This is a genomic window from Alistipes intestinihominis (genome assembly GCF_040095975.1).
Classification (GTDB): domain Bacteria; phylum Bacteroidota; class Bacteroidia; order Bacteroidales; family Rikenellaceae; genus Alistipes; species Alistipes senegalensis.
The window spans coordinates 1-23,023 of record NZ_JBBMFL010000027.1 but is presented as its reverse complement, the minus strand read 5'-3'; the positions used below and the strand labels follow the sequence as shown (position 1 = coordinate 23,023).

Annotated in this window: 22 protein-coding genes, 1 pseudogene and 1 riboswitch; of the genes and pseudogenes, 3 read left to right on the top strand and 20 right to left on the bottom strand. The window is 55.7% G+C overall.

Annotated elements, in window-relative coordinates; genetic code table 11:
- Nucleotides 1–160: 160 nt before the first annotated feature.
- The 9 genes from WMO46_RS15050 to WMO46_RS15010 all read right to left on the bottom strand — a co-directional run bounded on the left by WMO46_RS15050 (nucleotide 161) and on the right by WMO46_RS15010 (nucleotide 11,974).
- Nucleotides 161–1,132: an alpha/beta hydrolase gene (locus tag WMO46_RS15050; protein ID WP_129652143.1), complete on the bottom strand. Its 972-nt coding sequence runs from the start codon at nucleotides 1,130–1,132 to the stop codon at nucleotides 161–163.
- A gap of 172 nt (nucleotides 1,133–1,304) precedes the next feature.
- Nucleotides 1,305–3,383 carry a TonB-dependent receptor gene (locus WMO46_RS15045; RefSeq protein ID WP_129649870.1) on the bottom strand — a complete coding sequence of 693 codons (2,079 nt, stop codon included), beginning with the start codon at nucleotides 3,381–3,383 and terminating at the stop codon, nucleotides 1,305–1,307.
- Between the two features lie 3 nt (nucleotides 3,384–3,386).
- Nucleotides 3,387–4,454: a YncE family protein gene (locus tag WMO46_RS15040; protein ID WP_349094607.1), complete on the bottom strand. Its 1,068-nt coding sequence runs from the start codon at nucleotides 4,452–4,454 to the stop codon at nucleotides 3,387–3,389.
- A 15-nt stretch (nucleotides 4,455–4,469) separates the two neighbouring features.
- Complete coding sequence (locus WMO46_RS15035) at nucleotides 4,470–5,042, bottom strand: DUF2284 domain-containing protein (RefSeq protein WP_349094606.1); 573 nt, start codon at nucleotides 5,040–5,042, stop codon at nucleotides 4,470–4,472.
- Nucleotides 5,043–5,198: 156 nt separating this feature from the next.
- Nucleotides 5,199–5,669: a radical SAM family protein gene (locus WMO46_RS15030; protein WP_276715578.1), complete on the bottom strand. Its 471-nt coding sequence runs from the start codon at nucleotides 5,667–5,669 to the stop codon at nucleotides 5,199–5,201.
- A gap of 1 nt (nucleotide 5,670) precedes the next feature.
- Complete coding sequence (gene nrdD, locus WMO46_RS15025; protein WP_129649862.1) at nucleotides 5,671–7,764, bottom strand: anaerobic ribonucleoside-triphosphate reductase; 2,094 nt, start codon at nucleotides 7,762–7,764, stop codon at nucleotides 5,671–5,673.
- Between the two features lie 142 nt (nucleotides 7,765–7,906).
- Nucleotides 7,907–8,103: riboswitch (cobalamin riboswitch) on the bottom strand.
- A gap of 169 nt (nucleotides 8,104–8,272) precedes the next feature.
- Nucleotides 8,273–9,043 carry a S1/P1 nuclease gene (locus tag WMO46_RS15020; protein ID WP_349094605.1) on the bottom strand — a complete coding sequence of 257 codons (771 nt, stop codon included), beginning with the start codon at nucleotides 9,041–9,043 and terminating at the stop codon, nucleotides 8,273–8,275.
- A gap of 35 nt (nucleotides 9,044–9,078) precedes the next feature.
- Nucleotides 9,079–10,761, bottom strand: coding sequence for a transcription termination factor Rho (gene rho / locus WMO46_RS15015; RefSeq protein WP_349094604.1), 1,683 nt, complete (start codon nucleotides 10,759–10,761; stop codon nucleotides 9,079–9,081).
- 316 nt (nucleotides 10,762–11,077) lie between these two features.
- A complete protein-coding gene (locus tag WMO46_RS15010; protein ID WP_019150302.1) occupies nucleotides 11,078–11,974 on the bottom strand; it encodes a helix-turn-helix domain-containing protein in 897 nt (298 codons plus the stop codon).
- Between the two features lie 194 nt (nucleotides 11,975–12,168).
- Between WMO46_RS15010 and WMO46_RS15005 the strand changes: the two genes are divergently transcribed.
- Nucleotides 12,169–12,705 carry a flavodoxin gene (locus WMO46_RS15005; protein ID WP_349094603.1) on the top strand — a complete coding sequence of 179 codons (537 nt, stop codon included), beginning with the start codon at nucleotides 12,169–12,171 and terminating at the stop codon, nucleotides 12,703–12,705.
- Between the two features lie 83 nt (nucleotides 12,706–12,788).
- On the opposite strand, the gene WMO46_RS15000 is transcribed toward WMO46_RS15005, so the two are convergent.
- Both WMO46_RS15000 and glpK read right to left on the bottom strand, forming a co-directional pair.
- Entirely contained in the window at nucleotides 12,789–13,532 is a 744-nt protein-coding gene (locus WMO46_RS15000) for an MIP/aquaporin family protein (protein WP_129649854.1), read from the bottom strand.
- A gap of 3 nt (nucleotides 13,533–13,535) precedes the next feature.
- Nucleotides 13,536–15,029, bottom strand: a complete 1,494-nt coding sequence (gene glpK, locus WMO46_RS14995) for a glycerol kinase GlpK (RefSeq protein ID WP_129649852.1) — start codon at nucleotides 15,027–15,029, stop codon at nucleotides 13,536–13,538.
- A gap of 206 nt (nucleotides 15,030–15,235) precedes the next feature.
- Between glpK and WMO46_RS14990 the strand changes: the two genes are divergently transcribed.
- Nucleotides 15,236–15,598 (top strand): DUF4180 domain-containing protein, encoded by a 363-nt coding sequence (locus WMO46_RS14990; RefSeq protein WP_288661406.1) that lies wholly within the window; start codon nucleotides 15,236–15,238, stop codon nucleotides 15,596–15,598.
- A gap of 447 nt (nucleotides 15,599–16,045) precedes the next feature.
- Entirely contained in the window at nucleotides 16,046–17,299 is a 1,254-nt protein-coding gene (locus WMO46_RS14985) for a hypothetical protein (protein ID WP_349094602.1), read from the top strand.
- A 70-nt stretch (nucleotides 17,300–17,369) separates the two neighbouring features.
- On the opposite strand, the gene WMO46_RS14980 is transcribed toward WMO46_RS14985, so the two are convergent.
- The 9 genes and pseudogenes from WMO46_RS14980 to WMO46_RS14940 form a co-directional block, all read right to left on the bottom strand.
- Nucleotides 17,370–17,687, bottom strand: a complete 318-nt coding sequence (locus WMO46_RS14980; RefSeq protein ID WP_129649848.1) for a helix-turn-helix domain-containing protein — start codon at nucleotides 17,685–17,687, stop codon at nucleotides 17,370–17,372.
- Nucleotides 17,684–17,839 carry a helix-turn-helix domain-containing protein gene (locus tag WMO46_RS14975; protein ID WP_129649846.1) on the bottom strand — a complete coding sequence of 52 codons (156 nt, stop codon included), beginning with the start codon at nucleotides 17,837–17,839 and terminating at the stop codon, nucleotides 17,684–17,686. The genes WMO46_RS14980 and WMO46_RS14975 overlap by 4 nt, the downstream gene beginning before the upstream one ends.
- A 369-nt stretch (nucleotides 17,840–18,208) precedes the next feature.
- Entirely contained in the window at nucleotides 18,209–18,799 is a 591-nt protein-coding gene (locus tag WMO46_RS14970) for an RteC domain-containing protein (RefSeq protein WP_129649844.1), read from the bottom strand.
- A gap of 189 nt (nucleotides 18,800–18,988) precedes the next feature.
- A pseudogene (locus WMO46_RS14965) lies at nucleotides 18,989–19,060 on the bottom strand (twin-arginine translocase TatA/TatE family subunit); the annotation flags it as partial.
- Nucleotides 19,061–19,078: 18 nt separating this feature from the next.
- Nucleotides 19,079–19,630 (bottom strand): flavodoxin, encoded by a 552-nt coding sequence (locus tag WMO46_RS14960; RefSeq protein WP_129649842.1) that lies wholly within the window; start codon nucleotides 19,628–19,630, stop codon nucleotides 19,079–19,081.
- 16 nt (nucleotides 19,631–19,646) lie between these two features.
- Complete coding sequence (locus WMO46_RS14955; protein ID WP_129649840.1) at nucleotides 19,647–20,747, bottom strand: flavodoxin; 1,101 nt, start codon at nucleotides 20,745–20,747, stop codon at nucleotides 19,647–19,649.
- Between the two features lie 11 nt (nucleotides 20,748–20,758).
- Nucleotides 20,759–21,481, bottom strand: coding sequence for a flavodoxin (locus tag WMO46_RS14950; protein ID WP_129649838.1), 723 nt, complete (start codon nucleotides 21,479–21,481; stop codon nucleotides 20,759–20,761).
- Nucleotides 21,482–21,550: 69 nt separating this feature from the next.
- Nucleotides 21,551–22,147 carry an AraC family transcriptional regulator gene (locus tag WMO46_RS14945; RefSeq protein ID WP_129649836.1) on the bottom strand — a complete coding sequence of 199 codons (597 nt, stop codon included), beginning with the start codon at nucleotides 22,145–22,147 and terminating at the stop codon, nucleotides 21,551–21,553.
- 32 nt (nucleotides 22,148–22,179) lie between these two features.
- Nucleotides 22,180–22,806, bottom strand: coding sequence for a flavodoxin (locus WMO46_RS14940; protein ID WP_129649834.1), 627 nt, complete (start codon nucleotides 22,804–22,806; stop codon nucleotides 22,180–22,182).
- Between the last annotated feature and the right edge of the window lie 217 nt (nucleotides 22,807–23,023).

The window sequence follows — 23,023 nt, the reverse complement described above, 5'->3', positions numbered from 1 at the left end:
TAAATGTAAAATCATCTATTTTAGCTTCTATTTGGGTTTAATAGAATTTAATGTATTCAAATGCGGCTACCGGGTACGTAAACCCCCGCTCGGTCGCATGACCGGACGGGGGTATTATTTAAGGATTCAATAGGTATTTGGGCAGAATCTTGCCGGACGTTTATTTCAGATACTCCCGGAAGAAGCCTTCGATCTTGTCGAACGGAATCACCGCCAGATTGTCGTACAGATCCACATGGCTGGCGCCGGGAATAATATGCAGTTCCTTGTTATTGCCTTTCAGCTTTTTGAAAGCATCCTCGCTGAAATAGCGTGAATGGGCCTTTTCGCCGTGGATCAGCAGCACCGCGCTGCGGATCTCGTCGCTGTACGACAGGATGGACATGTTGATGAACGACAGCGACGAAGTCTTGTTCCAGCCATCGTTCGAGTTGAGAGAACGGGGATGGTAGCCGCGCGGGGTCTTGTAGTAGGCATAGTAGTCCTTCACGAACCGCGGGGCGTCGTCGGGCAGCGGGTCCACTACCCCGCCGGCCAGCGCGCGGGTGCCTGTCCTTGCGTCTTCCGTGCGCTGGGCGTTGAGCTGCCGGCGGAGTTCGTAGCGTGCGTCGGCATCCATCGAGTCGAAATATCCGTTCGCCGTGCAGCGGCTGATGTCGTACATCGTGGAAGCCACCGTCGCCTTGATCCGCGTGTCGATCGCCGCCGCGTTGATTGCGAATCCGCCGAATCCGCAGATGCCGAGGATACCGATCCGTTCGGGGTCCACGTCGTCGCGCGTGGAGAGGAAATCGACCGCGGCGCTGAAATCCTCGGTATTGATGTCGGGCGAAGCGACGTAACGGGGTTCGCCGCCGCTTTCGCCGGTGTAGGACGGGTCGAAGACGACGGTGAGGAATCCCCGTTCGGCCAGCGTTTGGGCATAGAGGCCCGAGGCTTGCTCTTTCACGGCGCCGAACGGACCGCTGACGGCGATGGCGGGCAGTTTCCCGGAGGCGTTCCGGGGGATGTAGAGATCGGCAGCGAGCGTAATGCCGTAGCGGTTGCGGAAAGTCACTTTCGAGTGGTTCACTCGGTCGCTCTGCGGGAACACCTTGTCCCACTCGCGGGTCAGATTCGGGTTTTGTTTCATGGTCGTATCGGAGTGATTGCTTTGTCCGAAGCAGGTGAGCGGACAGGCCGCAAGCAGGGCCGCCGCCAGGATCAGGGTTCGTTTCATCGTGCATTCGTATTGGTTTACGATGCAAAGGTACGAAGCCGGTGCGAACCCGCTCTTACCCGAATTGCGGATATGCCTACCCGGATTACTGATTCCGACCGCCCCACTTGGGTCTGATGCCGATGAAGAACTCGACGTTCATGCGCGGCATCGGGCGTGCGGTCACCGAGAGGTATTCCTCGTTGAAGAGGTTGTTGACGGTTCCTTTGAGCGTGAGGTCGGCCCATTTCAGGGCGAAAGCCTTGTCGAGCGAGAGGTTGTTCATCAGGTAGGGCGTCAACCGGCCGCTGAGGGTGATGTCGTTGCTCGACATGGTGTAGCGCTCGCTGTAATAGCAGAATTGGTACAACAGCCCCCAGCTCCGCCACGTGAGCCGTCCGGTCACCGTGGCCGAGAACTCCGGTTCGTAGGGCAGCTGCTTGCCGACGGACTGGTCGGCGGGGCTTATCGGCTCGCCCTCGTTGATCGACGGGGACCACGAGAACGTGCCGTTCATCGTCAGTTTCCAATCCCGGGCCGGTATGACGGCCAGGCTGGCCTGCATCTCCACGCCGTAGGCATGCACCTGCTTGATGTTCCGCGGCGAGAAGAACCCTTTGGGCGTTGAGAGCCACAGAATCCAGTCGTCGATATGCTGGTCGTACCACGACGCCGATCCCGACAGCGAGTAGACGTTCTCCTTCCCCACGGCGAACGACAATCCCGCTTCGTAGCTGAAGCCGCTTTCGCTCCGCAGGTCGGGATTGCCGCCCGGAAGGAAGTAGAGGTCGTTGAGCGTCGGGAAGCGGTGGTTGCGCGACACGGAGGCTTTGGCGACGATGTTGCCGCGCTTCGACAGCTGGCAGTCGGCGAAAAAGGCCGGAACCGTCGCCCATTTCGTGCCGTACATCTCTTCGCGCAGGACCGCCGACAGCCCCAGCCGCTCCGTGGGGCGCCACTTGGCCGAGACCGATGCCGAGAGTTCGATGCGCCCCTTGTCGTATCCGACGATGTCTTTGCCGCCCTGTTGCAGGATGATGTCCTTGTCGATGCTTTCGACCAGATGCTGATGGGCCGAAATGCCTGCCGTGAAGAACCAGTTTCCGTCGGGCGTGTACTCTCCGTCGGCCTGTCCGTAGAAGGTGTCTACCTTGTTGCGCGAGCGGGTTATCGAGTTCATGATCCCGCTGCCGGGGTCCTTCCGGTAGTCGTAGGCCATCCACGTATGGATATACCCCGCTTTCGCCGCGACCTTCCAGTCGCTCCGGTAGTGGTCCCACGAAAGCACGCTGCGCAGGGTGTGTTCCCGCTGGCGGTTCTCGAACTGTTTGTCGTCGGCATAGTCGGTCGTCAGCAGCGGCAGCTCGCGGTTCGAGTTGATATACCAGGCGTTCAGTCCGAAACGGTCGCCCCGCCTCGTGTCGTAGTAAACTTCCTGCAAGACATGCACGTCGTCGAAGGCGCCGCTCTTGTTGCGCTCGGTGGGATAATACGATCCGACGATGTTCATCTCGTCGTCGTAGATGTTCTCCTTCTTGTCGCGGTTGCGGTATTTGAAGTCGTTGGCCGAGGACTGGTAGACGGCGCGGGTCGAGACCTGCCAGTGCTCGTCGCCCCATTCGAGGCGCAGGAATTCGTCGAAGGTCCTGAACATGCCGATTCCCTGGATGTATTGCAGTCCGAATCCGCGGATGTCGGCCGGGGCCGTCGAGAGCCTCACCAGTCCGCCCAGCCCGCCGCCCGTCTCGTTCACCGACGAGGTGCCGTGCAGCAGCGAGGCGTCGTCGATGAAGTACGACGGGATCATCGAAAAGTCGGTCATGCCCAGCATCGGATTGTTGATGCGCATGCCGTTCCACGTCACCTGCGTGTGCGAGGGGCCCGTGCCGCGGAACGATACGGTCGAGAGGGTCGCCCGGCCGTACTGTTTGACGAAGATCGGCGAGTTGAAGGTCAGCACGTCGGCGATCGACAGGGCGATGTTCTCTTTCAGGATCAGGGAGTCGAGCCGGGTCTCCTGCACGCCGATGCTTTTCATCGGCCGGCGGCCCCAGACCGGGACTTCGCGGATGGTCACGACGCCCTTTTCCCGCCACGACGCCGCGCCGGTCTCGGATCGGTCCGACTGCGCCCGCAGCAGCGCCGGAAACAGCAGTAGTGCGATGATTGCAACGCTCTTTCTCATGGCTTATTTCCAACAGAATGCACCGGGTGCGATGCCCGCGTAAAATTCATCGACCGGTTCGCCGTCGGCCGTGTATCGGTAGATGATGCCCGGCTGCTGATAGTCGATGGCGTCCGCGACATAGACGTCTCCGTTGCGGGGATTGACGGTCAGTCCGTAGTATTTCGTGCCGCGGTATTTCAGGAACGGCCGCACCGGGATGCGTTCGTCATCGACGTTCATCGACCAGATGTCGTCGTTGATCCAGAAGATTTTGTCGCCCGTGCCGTTGATCTGCACCTCCGAAGGGCTGTCGCCCAGTTTGAACGGGAACTTTTGTTCGATCCGGAACGTGGCGGCGTCGATGCGGTACAGCGCCGGGGCCTCGTAGCCGTAGGGGCTGCCTTCGTACCCGCCGTCGGTGATGGTCCACAGTTTGTGGTTCTTGTCCATCACCAGCGACGTGGGCTGGATGCCCACGACCAATTCCGCGTCCACCCGGTCCGTTTCGGTGTCGATCCGAAGAATCCGGTTCTGGTACGACCAGCAGTTCACGAAGACGTATTTGCCGTATTGCACCATCTGTTCCGTGGAGCCCGACTGCATCCCCATGTTCGGACATTCGATATACCCCGTGATCTCGTAGCGTTTGGGGTTGACGATGAAGATGCGGTTGTCCCAGATCTGCGTGACGTAGGCTTTTTCGTCGGAGATGAAGTGCATGTAGCGCGACGAAGAGAGGTTCGTGATGCGCCCCAGCTCCTTGAAGGTGTTGATGTCGATGGCGAAGATGACGTGCGAATTGTTCACCACGACCCAGCCCACGCCGTCGCGGATGGTCATCGACTGCGCCACGTCGCCCAGTTTGAAGCCGTTGGCGCGCCTGAAAACCTCGTTCTCCACCTGCTTCGTTTCGGGATCGTAGTACGACAGCGAGGCGTTTCCGTACTGGAACATGCCCTCGTTGGTGATGAAAAGCCCCGTTCCCGTCGCCGAGAGCTCCTCCTGCGTGTCGTAGTCCCATTTCATGCAGCCCCCGAAAACGCTCAGGCACAGGGCTGCGGGCAGTATATGGCGTAAAATCCGTTTCATGGGTGCAAAGATAGCTCATTCGTTCCATATAACGCTGTCCGCGTTGTGGAAAAAGCCGCAGACGAGGGTCAGGTACTCGGGGATGCGGCCCTCGCTGCCCCACTTCAGGTCGATGCCGAACAGTTCGGAGGTCGTGCGGGCGATGTCGAATCCGCACGCTTCGAGCGAAGGCCGGACCTTGTCGGGGTGGCGGCAGGGTTTTCCCGCGGGGCGTGTGCAGCTCCCCTCGGGGCAATGGAGGCACGTTCCGACGTAGGCGAACGATCGGCCGCCGTAGAGCCGTTCCATTTCGAGCAGGCGCGCTTCGAGGCGCAGACGCTCGGGGCGGATCAGCCGTCCGGACTCCGAGATGGGAATGCCGCGCGTTTCGGGGACGATCTTTGTTGCGACGAGCAACGCCGAGGCGTAGCCTGCGAGGTATTTGTCCACGTCGAATCCGAACGGCGGGCATCCCCAGCTCCTCCCGTAATTGGGACAGGCGCGGCAGTAGCCGCCGATCCGTCCGGCGTCGCGGAACCGGGCGATGTATTCGGCTGCGGGGAGCTCGGCGGTGAGGTCCCGGGCGGTGTATCGTAGCGAAGAATCCATGCGGCAAAAATAGTCGTTTTTTTCGGACTTGCCCTGCGGCCGGCTGCCTCCGGACACGAAATTTGCGGAACCGGAGGTAAATCGTCGTATGGCAGACAACGTTTTTACTAATCTCTGAATCTCCGGGTTCCGCAAATCGAGTGTTCCGTCGGCGTGTCAGGGCTTGCGGCGGAATCGGTGCGTGATGTCCTCCATTCCGCCCTCCGGCCCGACCTTGTAGAGTCGCTGGTTGGTCGTCGGCGCCGTCAGCGGCCCCAGCGCCTCGACCCAGCCGCCCAGCTTGATGTAGTCGAACGCCGGGATGTCGAGGCCTTTCGGCAGTTCGTCGCGCCCCGAATACCATCCCGTGCGCAGCGCCGGGTAGTTCTTCCGCACCACGCCGGCCAGCCGGGCAATCTCCTGCGGTTCGGCGTCGCCGCCCATGAACGAGACGCAGGTGACCGAACGTCCGTAGCAGGCCAGCAGGGCCAGCAGTTCCGCATCGTCGAGCACGCGCCCTTCGTCCGCGGTCAGGTGGGGGCTGTGGCACCCCGGGCAGCGGTTGGGGCAGTTCGTGATGTTGAACGCCAGCGTCGTTTCGCCCGGGATCTCCGCGAATACGATGTCGAAGTTGTGATACCGGACCATCCTATTCCGCTTTGGCGTAGAAACGCCTCGATGCCTCCTGCTGGCGCGCCGCCGAGAAGTTCGAAATCCGTTTCATGTATCCGATCACGCGCGTCAGGTAGTCCAGATCGTCCGAATGGCATTCGGGGCACTCCTTCAGATAACGTTTGTCGATGTGCCCGCACTTGTTGCAAACCGTGTTGGGGATGTTGAACGTGAAGTAGTTGCATCCCTCGGCCGCCGCCACGCGCAGCAGGTGGCGGTACTGCTCCTTCGACAGATGGTCTTCGAGGTTCATGTGCAGCGCCGAGCCGCCCGTGAGGTGGTCGATGTATTTGCGGCCGTGGAGCCGGAACTTGTCGATGACGTTCAGCGACTCGTCCTCCACGACGTAGAAATAGGAGTTGTAACAGTCGCGCGGCACCGCGTATCCGTCCTCGCGGTCCCATTTGGCGTGCTTTACGCCGACGTTCTCCGCCGGGATCATTTCGCAGTTGAACATCAGCTCTTTGGTGCGGTATTTCCGGTTGTAGCGCTCGATCAGCCCCAGTACCTCCTGCACGAACGCCGCGTATTCGTCGTTGTCGTTGATCGGAATGCCCAGAAACTCCGCGGCCTCGACCAGCCCGTTGACGCCGATGGTCAGATACTGGCGCGAAAGGTTGATGTAACCCGCGTCGAACAGCGGCAGCATGCCTTTGGCTTTCAGTTCTTTGAGATTCTCGTTGTAGGCTGTCTGCACCTTGTGCACCAGGTCCACGACCTCTTCCAGATATTTCAGGTAGTGCATGCCGTTCTTCGCGGCGTACTGGATGCAGCGGTTCAGGTTGATCGTCAGCACGCTTTTCGAACCGGTCGAGACGCCGCCGGCGCCCAGCGTGTAGCTGAATCCGTTGTCCTGAATCTCGTTCCGCAGGCGGCAACACGACGACAGCGAATCGGCGTTGTCGCTGATGTAGGTGAAGAACGAGTGCCCCGCGGCGTACATCTCGGCCGTGATGTCGCCCCACTCCTTGTCCATCACGTCGCCGTCCTTGGTGAGCAGCGCCATCGTCTCCACGGGGAAGGTCAGCACGGTCTTCGTCCGCTCCTTGTTGAACCACGTCATGAACCGCTTCTGCAACCACGACAGCGACTCCCAGTGGGGTTTCGAACCGTCCGGGAAAACGAACTCCCCGAAGAGCGACTCGAAATAGTAGCGGTCGTAGTAGGCGACGTTCCAGAACACGGCCTGGAAGTTGCGCGCTCCGGTCGGCTGGTTGATCGAGTAGACGATCTGCTCGAAACAGTCGGTGATCATCTTGTCGATCGTGCGGTGCTTTTTCGAGAGGTCCACCACTTCGTCGGCGCGCTTGTAGTAGTCCTCGCCGTACTCCTGTTCGATGAAGTAGTTCATGTACATCAGGAATTCGGGCGTGGCGCAGGCCCCCGAGAGCATCGACGACACGATGAAGACCATGTTGACGAATCCGCCGCAGAATGATTTGAGGTTCGTCGGGCGCGTCGAGTTGCCGCCGACCGACAGCGTGCCGTTCAGCAGCCACGGATACATCGTGATCGAGGCGCAGTAGTTGGCCATCGAGGTTTCGTCGTTCTTGTAGATGAAATGATCTTTCAGCAGGCGCAGATACTTGTCCGACAGCTCCTTGCCGTACATCTCCTTGATCCGGTCCGTGAGCAGGCGGCGGTTCAGGCGGATGAAGTTCTGCTTCGGCAGCTCGCCGATCAGCGTGGCGATGTTCTTGTTTTCGACGTTGGCGTTGGCGTCGTATTTCGAACCCGTAGCGGGGTTCTTGGCGTCGCAGTAGTCGGTCAGGAAGCGCAGCTTGTCGCGCTCTTCGCGGTCTTCGGAGTGCTTCTGGCGGTAGAGCATGTAGCTCTTGGCCACGGCGAAATAGCGCTCGGCCATCAGGGCCACCTCGACCTGGTTCTGAATCTCCTCGACCGACATGCCGTCGGACACGTGTACGCGGCTCAGCACCGACGTGAGGTCATCGTCGGTGGCGTATCCGCCGACCGAAAGGAACGCCTTGCTGATGGCGCGTTTGATCTTCTCGACCGAGAACGGCGCACGTTTGCCGTCGCGCTTGATGATGTAAAGTTCTGAAATACCCATATTCTTCTGAAATCCGTTATGTGTTTCATCCGTGCGGAAAGACGCTCCGCCCCTCTCCGCGCACGGCGGACAGGCCCGTCGGGTCTTCCTGAATGTCGTTTCGTAAAATCTTGTTCGGGTATCGCCCTATATCCCGAAGGCTGGTACCTTTTCCGGCAAGGCAGGTCTTCTGACTCGCTCCGTCCGCACGCCTTCCCGCCCTTGCGGACAGTGGCTCAGAGAGTGTGCGGACCGTTATGGAGCTTACAGCTACGGGAATAGTCCCTGATTTTCACAGGAGTTCCCTTTTGATCCCATGCCGGTTGCGACCGGCGGAGAACCTTGCACGGAAACAAATGTAGACATAGTTCCCCGACGGGCAAACGTCCTCCGCCATTTTTCTTCAACAAATTGTGAACAAAAAACGCGGATCGGCGTTGCAACCGCTTCCGGACGGGATTCGGACTGCGAAAACGAAAAACGCCCGCAGACCTCTCGATCCGCGGGCGTTTTCGTCGTCCGGACTCCCCTATCGGTAGATCTCGTTCAGCAGGCGCGCCAGGCGGTGTCCGCCGCGCAGGAACTGCTTCTCGATGACGGGCGTGTATTTGAAAATGTAGTCGTACTCGATCTTCGTGCCCTCGGGGCTCGAAGCATAGATCTCCTTGCAGATTTCATGCGTCTCCTTCGCCCAGTCGGCGGGCTCTCCGGCCGTGATCCCGGCTTTTTCCTCGTCGGTCAGCCGGTCGATCTGCTCCTTCCACTCGGTGTAGCTCCAGTTGTGAGCCGCTTCGGGCAGATTCGTGTCCCAGACCGAATGCAGGTTGGTTTCGCGGTTGAAGAACCGCACCGGACGCTGGTTGCCGCCCAGGTCGCTCAGACGCCCCAGGTGCATCGGGCAGTGCATGTCCCCTACCAGATGGATCAGCATTTTGAGATTCAGCGCCTCTTCGTCGGGGGCGAGTTTTCCCGATTTGAGTTTTTCGGTGATCTCGGTCACGGCTTTCAGCACGTCGCCATCGGGATTCTCGGGCATGCTTTCGATCGTTTCGCCCTCGTCCACATTGCGGTAGTGCCAGGTCTTCGAATAGGCGTATTCGGGCCAGTGGCTGGCGAAATCGAGCCAGTTGGCGAAGTAGACGGGAGAGTAGCCTCCCAACACTTTGTGAACCTTCTCGGCCGCTTCGGGTGTCAGGTGGCATTCGGCGATGTAAGCCGTAACGTCGTGCCCCTTCTGTCCCCATGCGGAGGCGCCGCGGGCGAAGAGCAGGCACATGCCTAAAAGCAGGTAGTTTTTCATGGATTCGGCGGGTGTTGCAGTTTCTGTACGCGTTATTAGTGGTTCATCGTGGCGAGGAACTCCTCGTTGGAATCCGTGAGGCTCATCTGTTTTTGCAGGAACTCCATGGCCTCCACGGGGGTCATGTCCGAAAGGTATTTGCGCAGCACCCACGTGCGGTTCATCACGTCGCGCGGCAGCAGCAGGTCTTCGCGGCGGGTTCCCGAGGCGATAACGTCCACGGCCGGGTAGACGCGCTTGTTGGAGAGTTTGCGGTCGAGCTGCAACTCCATGTTGCCCGTGCCCTTGAACTCCTCGAAGATCACTTCGTCCATCTTCGAACCGGTGTCGATCAGCGCCGTGGCGATGATCGTCAGCGAACCTTTCTCCTCCGTGTTGCGGGCCGCGCCGAAGAACCGCTTGGGTTTGTGCAGGGCGTTGGCATCGACACCTCCCGAGAGCACCTTGCCCGAAGCGGGCTGCACCGAGTTGTAGGCGCGTGCCAGACGGGTGATCGAGTCGAGGAAGATCACCACGTCGTGACCGCTTTCGACCATGCGCTTGGCCTTGTCGAGCACCATTTCGGCCACTTTCACGTGGCGCGAAGCCTGTTCGTCGAATGTAGAGGCCACGACTTCGGCCTTCACGTTGCGGGCCATCTCGGTCACCTCCTCGGGGCGCTCGTCGATCAGCAGGACGATCATGTAGACTTCGGGATGGTTGTCGGCGATGGCGTTGGCGATTGATTGCAGAAGCATCGTCTTACCCGTTTTGGGCTGGGCGACGATCAGCGCGCGCTGGCCTTTGCCGATGGGCGAAAAGAGGTCCACGATGCGGGTGGACATGTTGTTGTGGCCGTTGCCCGTGAGGCAGAATTTCTCGCTGGGGAACAACGGCGTCATGTATTCGAACTGCACGCGGTCGCGGATGTACTCGGGTTTGAGTCCGTTGATCTCGTTCACGCGTACCAGCGGGAAATATTTCTCGCCCTCCTTCGGGGGACGGATCGCGCCGTTCACCGTGTCGCCGGGTTTGAGTCCGAAGAGTTTGATCTGCGACGGGGAAACGTAGATGTCGTCGGGGGAATTGAGGTAGTTGTAGTCGGCCGAGCGGAGGAATCCGTAGCCGTCGGGCATGATCTCCAGAACGCCTTCGCCCTCGATCTCGCCTGCGAAGTCGTCCTTGGTGATGACCTCCTCTTCGACGGCGCGGGGTGCGGGCTCTTCCGCATGCGTTTCGGCTGCGGGCTGGGGCGCGGCGGCCTCCTGAACCTGGGCTTGTGCCTGAGTCTGAGCCTGAGCTTTGGGTTTGCGGCCGCGGCGTTTGGGTTCGGCGACGGGCTGTGCAGCCTGCGCTGCCGGTTCCGGCTGTTCCGTCCGTTCCGCGGCCGGAGCTGTCGCTTCGGGCTCCCCGGCGGGAGATATTTCCATCGGAAGTTCGGGTTCCGTTGCGACTCCGGGCTGCGGCGCCGCAGCGGCCGGTTCGGTTTTCGACAACCGCGGACGGCGCCCGCGCGGGGCTTTCTCCCGGGGTTCCCCGACCGTTGTCGCACGGGGTTCTTCCGCTTCTTTCTTTTCCTGTCGCGGTTCTGCGGGAGCGGCCTCCTCCGAAGGGGCGTTTCCGGCTATTTCCGCTATCAGTTCGCGCTTCTTGATCATGATGTTCTTGATGCCCAGAGCCTTGGCTATTTCACGCAATTCGGCAAGGCTTTTTCCTTCCAGCGCTTTCAGATCCTGCATATCGTTGTATCGTTCAATGTGATTTTCAAAAACCGGACGGTCGCCCGGTTCGTTCGAATTCGCTTGCAAAGATAATGCATAAATTCGAAATTCAAAATAAAAAAAGCGTTTCCCGCCGCGTCCGGCGGATGAAATTACCTATATGCGGGGTGAAAAGCCTCTCGAAATACCTATTAATAGCGATTGCGCCGCACGAAATTTTGCCCGACCTTTGTCTCAGAAACAATGAGAATCAGATTTCAGCCATTGCATTGTTTGTATTGTTAATGTTTGTGTGTGAAAAACCCTTCCGTTCGGCGGAAGGGTTTTTTCAGTTTCAGTTGGCGGTCCGGTATTCGTTGGGCGAGCACCCCACTACCTTTTTGAACAGGCGCGTGAAGTGCTGCGGGTAACGAAACCCCAGCGAATAGGCCACCTCGCTGATCGAGCGCGAAGTGTCGAAAATGCGTTCCTTGGCGATGTCTATCACCTTCGACTGGATGTACTCCTGCGCCGATTTTCCGGTCTCCTTTTTCACCAGGTCGCCGAAATAGTTGGGCGACAGATGCAGCTGCTCGGCGCACCAACGCACCGTCGGCACTCCCTCCCGCTCGGGACGGTCGTCCCGGAAATAGTCGCCGAGCAGGTGCTCGAAGCCGGCCAGCACGTCGCGGTTGGCATTGACGCGCGTGATGAACTGCCGTTCGTAGAAGCGCGTGCAGTAGTTGAGCAGCAGCTCGATGTTCGAGACGATCAGTGTGCGGCTGTGTTTGTCGATGGCGTGATTCAGCTCCGCGAGGATGTTTTGCAGGCAGTCCACCACCACGTTCCGCTCCTGCTCCGAGAGGTGCAGGGCTTCGCTCACCTCGTAGGAGAAGAACGAGTAACTGCCGATATTGCGTCCGAGCGACGTTCCGCGCAGCAGGTCGGGATGGAACAGCAGGGCCCAGCCTTTGGGCTGATAGGTCTGGCCGTTGTCCTCGTAGCCGATGACCTGCCCCGGGGCCAGGAACACGAGCGTTCCCTCCTGATAGTCGTAGTAATTGCGTCCGTAGCGCAGGTCGCCGCATTTCACCTCTTTGAGGTAGACCGTGTAAAACCCGTAGACCTGCCGTTCGTAGCGGGCCGGACCGCACTTCGAGAAGTCGATGACGCTGACCAGCGGGTGCAGCGTCTCGACGCCGCGCGCTTCGTTGTACTGGAAGATGTTGTCGTATTTGACGATGTCGCTCATATTCCGGATGGTTTTGTTCGACACAAAGTTATCACTTTTTTTCTCGTTCCGAACCCGTTCCGCGCCGAATCGGTAATTATGGTACGACGACCCGTAATCCGGGTAAGCTCCGCTGTCCTTCCGTTCCCTACTTTTGCAGAGTGGAAATTCCTAAATCCCTGAAAGCGATGAAAACAAAACTGATTTTAGCAACGATGGCAACAATCCTTACTTCGGGGGCCGGTGCGCAGACGCAGCCCGCTCCCGCCAAAAAAGTGCTGGTGGCTTACTACTCCCACAGCGGCAACACCCGCGAGGTGGCGCGCCAGATCGCCGGGGTTTCGGGCGGCGAACTCTTCGAGATCGTCCCCGTCACGCCCTATCCTTCGGATTACCGGACGGTGGTCGATCAGGCGAAAAAAGAGATCGAAGCCGGAGTGCGTCCCGCCTTGAAAAGCCGGGTCGAGGATATGTCGCAGTACGATGTGATCTTCATCGGTTCGCCTTGCTGGTGGGCTACCGTGGCGCCTCCCGTGGCGACGTTCCTCACTTCCTACGACTTCGCCGGCAAGACCGTCGTGCCGTTCATGACCCACGAGGGCAGCCGCATGGGCCGCAGCGAAGAGGATATCCGCAAGCTCTGTCCCAAGTCGCAGGTTCCCGACGGGCTTCCCGTCCGCGGCGGTGCGGTGGGCAGTTCGAAAGATGCCGTCGAAAAGTGGGTCCGTGCCCGTTTGAAAAGCGGGTTTTAGGAGGCGGACGATTTGTTTCGGAACGCTCTCCCGCCCGTTCTGCGCTCGGATAACCTGAACGATTCAGGGGTTCGGGCGTTTTTTTATCCGCAGATGTAGATGCACCCGTATATCAGTCCGGCCGCGATCGCTCCCGCGAGGGGGCCTGCGACGGGCACCCAGCTGTAATCCCAGCCGCTCGGGCCTTTGCCCCGGATCGGCAGGACGGCGTGGGCCAGCCGCGGCGGAAGGTCGCGGGCGGGGTTGATGGCATAGCCCGTCGTGCCGCCCAGCGACATGCCGATCGCCATGATGAGCATCGTCACCGGAAAACTCCCCAGGCTGCCCATCCCGATCTCGGGGGTGTTCTGTTCGTTGCCGATCACGAGGATGACGAACATCAGCAGGAACGTGCCGACCGCCTCGCAGAAGAGGTTGCGGGGTTTGTTCATGATGGCGGGCATCGTGCAGAAGACTCCCAGTTTCGTCGCCGGGTCGTCCGTGGCGTCGAAATGGTCTTTATAATATAGGTATACCAGCACGGCTCCGCAGAATCCGCCCAGCAGCTGCGCTGCGACGTAGCCCGGCACGAATTCCCACGGGAAAGAGCCCGCGGCGGCCAGTCCGACCGAAACCGCGGGATTGAGGTGCGCGCCCGACCAGGGCCCGGCGATCAGCACGCCGCACATCACGGCGAGTCCCCAGGCCATCGTGATCACGATCCAGCCGCCGCCGTAACCTTTCGAATGTTTCAGGACGGTCGAGGCCACCACCCCGTCGCCCAGCAGTACGAGCACCAGCGTTCCGATGAACTCGAACAGGCATTTGGTCATCAGTGTCGTCTCCATCGCTCAGCCTTTTTCCGTGTGCAGTACCCGTCGCACGGCGTCTTCCCACCCCGCGACGGCTTTGTCGATCTGCGTGCGCTCCTCCGCGGGTTCGAAGATGCGTTCCGCCTGCCATTGTTCCCGGATTTCGGCGACGCTGCCCCAGTAGCCCACGGCCAGTCCGGCCAGATAGGCGGCTCCCAGCGCCGTGGTTTCCGTCACACGCGGGCGTATGACCTTCGTGCCGAGCAGGTCCGACTGGAACTGCATCAGCAGGTTGTTGCGTGCCGCGCCGCCATCGACTTTCAGTTCCAGTAGCGTGATTCCGGCATCGCGCTGCATGGCGCCCACGATGTCGAGCGTCTGGTAGGCGATTCCCTCCAGCGCCGCACGGGCGATGTGCGCCGCCGTCGTGCCGCGGCTGATGCCGCTGATGGCGCCCCGGGCGTACTGGTCCCAGTGCGGGGCCGCGAGCCCCGTGAGCGCCGGCACGAAATAGACCCCGTTGGTGTCGGGGACCGAGGCAGCCAGCTCCTCGACCTCCGACGAGGAGCGGATGATCCCGAGCCCGTCGCGCAGCCATTGCACCACCGAACCTCCGACGAAGATGCTCCCTTCGAGGGCGTAGTTGACCTTGTCGCCGATTTTCCACGCCACGGTCGTCAGCAGGTTGTTTTTCGAGGCGATGGGCTTTTCACCGCTGTTCATCAGCAGGAAACACCCCGTGCCGTATGTATTTTTGACCGATCCCGGTTCGATGCACATCTGTCCGAACAGCGCCGCCTGCTGGTCTCCGGCGATGCCCGCGATGGGCACCTTGTGGGCGAAGATCGTGGTTTTCGTCGCTCCGTAGACCTCGCTCGACGACTTCACCTCGGGCATCATCGACGCCGGGATGTCGAAGAGCTTCAGCAGCTCTTCATCCCATTGCAGCGTGTGGATGTTGAACAGCATCGTACGCGAGGCGTTGCTCACGTCCGTCACATGGACCTCGCCGCGCGTCAGCCGCCAGATCAGCCACGTATCGACCGTTCCGAACATCAGCTTGCCCTGCTCGGCGCGTCTGCGGGCGCCCGGCACGTTGTCCAGAATCCATTTGATCTTCGTGGCGCTGAAATAGGCGTCGATGATGAGTCCCGTCCGTTCGCGGATGAACTCCGTCTGCCCGTCGGCTTTCAGGCGGTCGCAGTACTCCGACGTGCGGCGGTCCTGCCAGACGATGGCGTTGTAGACCGGTTCTTCGGTCTCGCGGTCCCATACGACGGTCGTTTCGCGCTGGTTGGTGATGCCGATTCCGGCGATGTTCAGCCCGTTGATGTCGATGGCCGAGATGGCCTCGGCGATCACCGAAGCCTGCGACGACCATATTTCGTGGGGATTGTGCTCCACCCACCCCGGCTGGGGAAAATACTGGGGAAATTCCCGCTGGGCCATCGAGCGGATCTCTCCTTTGCGGTCGAAGACGATAGCCCGCGAACTGCTCGTCCCCTGGTCCAATGACAAAATGTACTGTTCCATATCTTTCGGTTTTATGATTGTCGCGGAATCTCTGTCCGGCGGTTCCCGGCAGACCTCCGATTACAAATCTACCAAAAAAATATCATTTCGAATCAAAACTGCAAAGTTTTTTTTCGAAACTCGACGAAAAAGTCCGGAACGGTCGTTTGCCGTTCCGGGTGATTTTCCTTAACTTCATGCTGTCGAATAATCTGAAAATCGCGGGTATGAAAATTATAAAAATCGAACGAAACAACAGGGTGTGCGCCGTAGTGGAAAGCGATGAAACGGTCATTGCGGATGTGCAGTCCGCTTTGGAGCTGCTTATGAATGTCAGTTTCTATGCCGGCACGAAAAGCATTGCTATTGCCAAAAACAGGATACATCGTGATTTTTTCATCCTCAGCACCGGAGTCGCGGGTGAAATCTTGCAGAAATACGTCAATTACGGCGGTCGTATTGCCATATACGGTGATTTCTCGTCTTATACGAGCAAACCGCTGAAAGATTTCATGTACGAAAGCAATAAAGGCGCGAATGTGTTTTTTGTCACGACAAAAGAGGAGGCCGTAAATAGACTTACTTCGTAATCCGAACGCACTCAACGGTCAGAGTACCAGATGTCTGCTCAACAAAAAAGGTCCTTGAAAAAGGACCTCGTGAGCGGAAAACGATGCCGCATCCGCATTTTGAAGTCGCTGTATATCAATCGAATTGCAAAAGAACCATTCCGTTGTACCACGCTTTGGCTATGCGCAAAGAGCATCGGATTGCTTGCCAATGTCTCGGCCTTTTCAATACGATGCAAATATACATATAAATTTCAAAAGATATATGGATCTATAACATTTCTTCAATTACCGAAAATATTTTAGCTTGATAATGTTGTAAGAAAATGTACCTATCTTGAATTATAGTATCTGAGAAATACAGAATTCGCCTAAACAAAATTAGACTGCCTTAGTTAACGATTAATGTGGAACAGATATTAAAAGTCATAAGATTTTCGTAAATTCGCATACTAATCTAATATACGAATGACTTACGGAGAACCACAAAAATATAAAAGTAGAAGCGATTTTTTTAATGATCGTCTTGCTTCTTTGAAAGCAGATATCAATCAGCTTTCAAAAGATGAAGTGTTGAATCTTGAACAAAATGATTATCTTAATTACCTTTTTGATAAATACTCTTTAGAACCTATTAATGTTCTTCGAGATAGTGAGATTGTTCACGAGCCAGAATCTATAAAAAAGGAAGTGGAGTGGCCTTACAATGGGTGCCATTATGGCATGCAAGGACGAAAGGTAACGCACAATGGATATAAAATTAAAGTCAGTTACCAATTTACAGGAAATCCCGACCTGTTTTTTGTTTATCCAGATAGTATTATAATAAGTGGAGGTGCATCAGCTGAGTTAGAAATTGACCATATAAGTAATAGAATATATTTGGTTTTTGAAGTGTGGGAACAAGATGCAGAGCGTTTCCAGCAAGACAAAATACGCATATTTGAGAATAAGGTATCTCAATACTTGACAATAAACCCAGAAGTTGAAACTTTTAATTCTCAAATAAAACAAACAGCTCTCATAGAACTGGAACGCAGAAGAAAGGAGTATTTAGCGGAAAATATCTTTTTCAAAGCCATTAATGTTACTCCCAAACAAGATGCTCCCTTAAAGATTACTGTGCCGACGATTCAAAAGAAAAGAGTTCCTATGCCCCAAGTGGGGAACAAGCGATATGAGACATATCCGTCTATGTCAAATGAAATGTATGAAGACATACTTACAGAATGCTATAAAAGCGGGCAAGCCTTAGAGCGAAAGCCGTCTTTGTATCAAGGGAAGGATGAAGAATCCCTTCGCGATCAGTTTTTATTCAAACTTGAAAGTCGATATGATAATGTAACGGCAACTGGTGAAACATTCAATCATTGCGGCAAGACAGATATCTGTTTGAAAGACGCAACTTCGGGAGCCAACTTGTTTATTGCCGAATGTAAATTCTGGCATGGAGCCCAGGCTTTTCACAATGCGTTGGATCAACTATTCGACAGATATCTAACAATACGGGATACCAAAGTTGCACTGATGTTTTTTGTATCGGGGAATAATTTTTCCGGAGTTTTAAATACTATAACAGAAGAAGCTAAAAAGCATAAATATTACGTAAGCGCACAAGGCAATAGAGGCGAATCATCTTTTAGCTACATATTCCACCTGCCAATAGATTCTGAAACAACTGTATATCTCGAAATAATGGCATTCCATTTCCCGAAGATTTAAGTATGATTAATCTCTGAAATGTGAATGAATATAAGCAAGAGGCGCAAATGCACCTCTTGCTTATATTCATTCACAGATTTGGTTTGTAGTAGTTTCTCTCCAGCACCTCGTTGATCTTGGATTCGGGATAGAGAAGCGTTCCGCCAATGGAAGTATAGGGAATGATTCCTCTATCCCGATAGTTTTGCAAGGCACGACGAGAGATGTGGAAACGGGTCATCATCTGCTCGGTGGTCAGATAGCGTTCGCCTAATAGCGAGGGTTTGACATCTGCAATCAATCTATCAGCTGTTTGTACTGCGCAGCGCATAGCTTCAACCAACGCTTTGTATTCGGGTGTATCGCACGTAATGATACATTCCTCGTTAATTGTCGTAGTCTTGTTCATCGCTTGTCCGCGTTTAGTTTATCAAGCAAATCCTTAACATCTTCGAGTTTGTAGTAGCATTTGTTGCCAATTGTCGAGTACGGTAACTTCCCGCTGGTACGCAAGTATTGCAATGTCCGTTTGGAGATGTGCAACAAACGACAAACTTCCATGTTGTTTATTCAGCCGCTTTCGGCAGCAGGATTGAAATGACGGTCGAGCCGGCGTATCGTGTCGGTTAGTCGGCGGGCGTGGGCTTGCAGATTCGTCCATGCGCGCTCTTCGATTAAAAGGTAATTCATCTTCGTAATTTTTCAGATTATAGATTCGATTCTGGTAGTCTGCAACTGCCTTCATGTATCTCGAATCCGATTTGCTCCGCGTTTCATACTCGATAAATTGGATTTCGAGTACAAGGTAAATCGGATTTTGCGAAGTTCTATTGAATCGGAATATGCTGATAGCTTGTGGCGTCGAAATGCGACCAATTGGCATCGAACTATACGAAAAACGCGGGACAAATTACTGTCCCGCGCGGTTGGTTATCTGTGCCGTTCTCGTTCTTTTTCATCGTCTCGTTGCATTCGCAGGTTCAGTCGTTCGCGCATCTTGTCGAGAAAATAGGTGCGGCTATCGTTCTTGCGGCGTTTGATGTCCAGATAGGTATCGTAGCAATTCCGAACTTTTATTTCCAGCCCGAACTGCAAGCCGAAAAAAGCGAACAGCTCGTTGATCGGAGTTTCTCCGTCGTCGATACAACGCGACTCCTGCAATCCGTAAATCAATTCGACCAACTCGACGAGCGTGCCGGTCCAGCGCATGCGCGTAGCAGGTGATTCGGCTCGGCGTCCGTCGCGGGCGAGCAGTTCCAGTTCCGTATTGATATAACCGAGCGCTATCTCCAAGAAACGGTTTTGCGAGTTGTGGGGCGATGCGTCATCTTCGGGCAAGTGTTTTCGCAGAACGTGCAATCGGATTCGGGTATAACGCAAAGTGCGGAAAACAACTATTCTATCTTGCTCTTCATTGCAAAACGATTGCAAGGCTTTGTCGAATTCTCGGAAGAGTTCCTCCGTAACGGCTTTCGTGGCGGCATCGACCAGATGTTCCGTTGTAATATATGTCATAATCATTCATCTTTTAAGTTGTAAATCTTGTAGTTGCAATTCTCGTTAATGATACGGAATCGACGGCGGAGATTTATTCCTTAAAATGAATGACCTTTTTCATTATTATTTACTATTTGTTTTTTGCAATCCCAATGCTTTCCCTTACCTCGCACGGCAGCTACATCGACAAGACGACGAGCGAGAGTGTGATGACAGCAGCACGACCAACGCGATCAGCAGCACTTCCTGCATGCCCAGACCGCCGATAAATAAAGGTGTCATCATACTTTCATTTTTAAGCGGTTAAAATCCTAATTTCTCGATCCACGTGCGGATGGTTTTCTCGTCGGCACGATTGAGAAGCCGTCCCTCTTTCCAGTTCAGAGCGGGATAACTTCTTTTCAACGCTGCCGCGCTGCCTGAGAGCGTGGAGCCTCCCGACGTGGCGAACGGAATGACGGTTTTACCCGTCAGGTCGTGGCTTTCGATGAACGTATTGATGACGCGCGGGGCAAGATCCCACCAAATGGGATAACCGATGAAAATGACATCGTAATCGGCGATGTTCTCCTTTTTGCCCTTGATTGCGGGGCGTGCTTTCGGGTCGTTCATCTCCACCGAGCTGCGCGACTGCCGGTCGTGCCAGTCGAGGTCGGCACTTGTGTAAGATTCGGCGGGTGTAATCGCATAAAGCTCTCCGCCCGTGACATTCGCCAATTTCTCGGCGGCTCGTGCCGTCGTTCCCGTCGCCGAGAAATAGGCGACGAGGATGTGTTTGTCGTTATTCTGTGCCATAGTCTGTAAACTCGTGAATAAAAAAGCGATAACGGTAAATAAAAATGTTTTTGTTTTCATGATTTCGGCTTTTGGTTTATTGAACATTGTCGAAAGTGAACTCCGAGCGGCTCTCCATCTCGTCGAATGCGCCCAGGTCGGAGGTTACTTTCCCGATAGGGATAATACGCATCGTCAAAGTACCCATGCTCGGATCATCGGCTTTCGCGTAGAAGATGGCAATCGTATTGTTCGAAGGGCAATAGGTGATGTCGCCGTTCTTGAAATGCAGTTGTCCCTCTTCGGTATGGGTCGGTCGCTGCGGCATGGAGCCATAGTATTCCCGGCCTCCGTACCGTCCCAGAGTCGCTGTCAGCGGAAACATCTCCCGTATCTCGCGGGCAAGCGGCGTATCGAGCCATTCGCCCGTGAACGTGCGTCCTCCGGCCATGATATGGATTGTGGTTCCCTGCGGCTCTTCGCGCTCGATGCCGATCCGTTCGAGCCACTCCCGGACACGGGATTCCGAGGACGGCACGTCCGAAGCCAGCAATGCGAGACCGTCCGTCACGGTTGCACCGGACACCGCATCCTGTATGGCGCGATAGCTGCTGCCGGCTCCGTATCCGTCGTGCGTGCAGAACGGTACGACCGTTTTCCCCGCGAAGTCGTATGCTTCGAGGAACGAGCGGATAGCCTGCGGAACGGTTGTCGCCCAGACGGGATAGCCGATGAATACCGTTTCGTACTGCGCCATGTTCTCGATCCGGCTCTTCAATGCGGGGCGTGTCCCGTTCGCCTGTTCCGAGTGGTTCAGGTCACGCACATCGTCGAAATCTACGGGATACGGGTCGGAGGTTTCAATCAGATGAATATCTCCGCCAACGGCAGCCTGAATATAATCAGCTACCGCCTGTGTCGTTCCGCGACGATTGCCATTGTTTATGATAATGCTCGCACCGGTCGAGGCATCCACGTCCGCAGGATAGTTCGTGTTTCCCCAACGGCTGAAATAGGCGATCAGTATTTTTCCGCTGCCCGGATTGACAGGACCCGGTTCGTCGCCATCGTTGTCGTCGCCGCCCGGATTATCGGGCGTATCGGGAATCTCCGTCTGCGGATTATCATTCTCATCGCTGCATCCTGCGAAAGTCATCGCAGGAACAAGCAGCATCAGAAGCAGGAATATCTTTTTCATACCGCCTCCTTTTATTCCGTATAACCTGTATCTTTCAGCCACTGGGCTATCATCGAATGGCAGTCGGATGTCTGGGACGAACGAATCCAAAGGCTCGGTGTCAGGAAGTTCCCGTCGGGAATCAACCGCTTGGCGTCCGATTCCACGCCGCTGATGCCGCTGCTCGCGCTCGATACGATCAGACCGATACGCTTGCCCGCCATCTCCGCTCCGTAATTGAACAGGAACGTCTGCAAAGGTGCCGCCATGTTGCTCCACCAAAGCGGAGCTGCCACGATGATAGTGCCGTACTGCCCGAAATCCACCTCTATGGGGTCGATTGCCGGATAGGAAGAAGCACTGCCGGGATTGTTCCGTATGGCCTGAATCTGTGCGCTGCCGATGGCGTAGTTGTTTGCCGCATAGTCGAGTCCTTTCTCGGCCGGTTCCACCCGTATGACATCGGCTTCGATCTGCGTGCGCAGGTCGCTGACGATGGTATGCACGTTATTCGTGAAACTGTAATAGACGATGAGCGTCTTTCCCGTTGTCGGTTCAGGGTTATCAGGGTCATCCGGATCGGGATTTTCCGGTTCATCAGGATTCGGATTTTCAGGATTATCCGGCTGGTCGGGATCGTCCGGATTCTCAGGAATCTCCGTCGGGGGTTCGTTCACCGGGTCGTCATCGGGAGAACAGGCGTTCAATCCCACTGCGATGGTCATCGCAAAAAGAAGATACAAAAACTTTTTCATATTCATATATTTTACTGATTTCCATTGCAAAAATAGCCGGAGTCGAACGAACATGCTTTGTTTGTCGGCTCAATTTATTTTGCTGTAAAGTTCATTCGGCATTTTCCGCCATCTGATTTCAGCCTCCTCCTCTTTTCGTAACAGGTCGAGCAGATTCATTCCGCATGTGCCGCTGAAATCGAACAGGGTCGGAACATATCGTTTGTCCGTATCCAGCAGGGTGCAGGAAAGTTCTATCATCTTCAATCGAAGCACCTCGTCCGAGAGTTCCCGACCGCTTCGGATATAAGGGAGCAGCGAGTGGAAAAAACTTTCGATTTCCGGTCTGTGCGGCAGCAGATGCAGCGCCGACAGAGGCTTTGCGGACTTTTTCCGACGTGCCGGATCGAGTGTCTGGTAGAACTCGCAGAGGAACTGCCTCGTGAGCGAGAAAAACGCCATACGGCAGGGCTCGTCCGCATCCGGTTCCGCATAAAGATGCGAGTAACTGTCCCGTCCGATAAACGCGCATTCGCCCCGTCCTACGGTCAGTGCTTCTCCGCACTGGTTTTGCAGGTGAAGCTGCCCGCTATACAGATAGACTAAAGAGTGGGCAGAGAAGAAATGACGGGCATACGAGTCCGTGCATACCGAGCTGAAAAAGTATATATTCTGTACTTTATCCATATTCCATTTCGATACAATCGTATTCCGTCCGCTTATTCTTTCGATTCGACAATGCCGATTCGCCGCAACCATTCGGTAACCCGTTCACGAGCGGTGTCATAAGTGCCGCGACGAATCTGGATACCCTCCAAAACGGTGGAGTGCGGACAGAGGGAACGGACAAGGCGATAGCTCGTTTCGGCGGAACTCGTACCGCTGGTGCAGAACGGGACGACAGTCTTGCCCGACAGGTCATAGGAGGTCAGGAAGGTGCGGACAGGCGGTGCGGCCGTTTCCACCCAGATGGGATAGCCCACGAAGATGACGTCATACAACGATATGTTTTCGATGCGTGTCGCAAGCGGCGGACAATACTCATCGGCGACCTCCTGACGGATTTGCGCCAACAGCGTATCGTAATCATCGGTATAGGTATCCTCGGTTTCGAGTTCCACCATATCGCTCTTTACCATGTCGTGAATATAGCCGGCTATCGTCCTCGTATTGCCCGTATGGGAGAAATAGATAATCAGCACCTTGCGGTCTCCGGCAGGGGCGGTCGGGTCTTCCGTATTTTCGGCCGGAGGCGTATCCGGCAGCTCTTTATGAGGTTCATCGGCGGAACAGCCTGTGGCAGTCGCCATGAGCCATGCGAACAGAAATAATATTTTCGTTTTCATATCTGATATTTTTAGTTATTTCTTTGATGCAAAGGTAAAAGTACAGCCCCGCAACATATTTGCTGCGAGGCTCAACTTACTTTGTCCTGAGGCTCCGTATCCGATTTGCAGATTATTTTAGCTTATCGTACTCTTCATCAGTTACGGGTTCGAGCCATTCGTTGGATGTTTTTTCTCCGGGGACATCAAATGCGAGGTGCGCAAACCAACTGTCGGC